The organism is Acidovorax sp. KPB24-03 (assembly GCF_057546605.1).
The window spans coordinates 1-921 of the sequence record NZ_BAAJYR010000779.1; the positions used below are offsets into that span (position 1 = coordinate 1).

1 protein-coding gene and 1 pseudogene are annotated in these 921 nt (G+C 72.1%); both read right to left on the reverse strand.

Annotation, left to right across the window (positions count from 1 at the left end):
- Positions 1–204, reverse strand: a pseudogene (locus AC27KI_RS25945) (hypothetical protein); the annotation flags it as partial.
- A 172-nt stretch (positions 205–376) separates the two neighbouring features.
- Positions 377–730 (reverse strand): DUF1294 domain-containing protein, encoded by a 354-nt coding sequence (locus AC27KI_RS25950; protein ID WP_487116715.1) that lies wholly within the window; start codon positions 728–730, stop codon positions 377–379.
- Positions 731–921 lie beyond the last annotated feature (191 nt).

Sequence of the window (921 nt, forward strand, 5' to 3'; positions counted from 1 at the left end):
GGCATTGCCCAGCGTGCGCACCACATGCTGCAGGATGGCGTCCGGCGTGGCGTGGGAGATGTCGGTGCGTTCGCCGTCGGCCCCCAGGGCTTCGGCGGCATCGCGGGCGTGGGCCTCGTCGGGAAAGAGGGCGAAGACATGGCCGGTGGGGTAGAAGGTGCCGGCCGAGGACGTCATGTCCGGGTCGAGGACAAAGGGCTTCATGGGGTTCCTCTCGCTGTGGATTCAGCGGCCATTGGGCCCGGGCCCGGACGTCGGCGCTGTAGGGCGGGGCAAGGCCGCCGTGTGGGACGCGTCCCAGTCGGGCGTTGCCGGACTGGCGCAGACCCGGCATCGAAACGGCCTGCGGCGCAATGAAATCGCCGGCATGTCGCTACTAAAAACGTAGCAATATGCCCGACTGATGGGCCAGCACCGCGGCCAGCGCGGCGCAGTGCACGGCCACGGTGAGCCAGTAGACCGCGCGGAACGATGCCTTGCTCGACTTGTGCCGCAGCCACTGCTGTGCCCACCACGCGGCCGGCCAGCCGCCCAGCACGGCGAGCAGGTGCAGCCGCTGCTCGCTGGTGCGCCATCCCCCGCTGCGTGCGGCGTCCTTGTCGCTGGCATACACGGCGAAGGTCACCACGTTGACGGCCACCAGGGCCGCCAGCCATCCCATGGAGATTCGCTGCGTCCAGACGCCCCAGGCCACGAGCGCCAGCCACGCGACCATCCACGCATAGGCCACGCCATGGTTCGCGGAGCGGGCATCGCGCGAAGGGGGGCGCCGCCGGGCCGGTGGCGACGCAGCGGCGCGTGCCTGTGCGTCTCCGGCAGGTCCACGCTGGTGCGTTTGCCGGGGCGGTGCGCGGCCAGGATCAGTCCGGGCGGGCGGGGCCGATGCCGGGGACGGGGGGGCGCGGCCCGCGTCGCGCCACC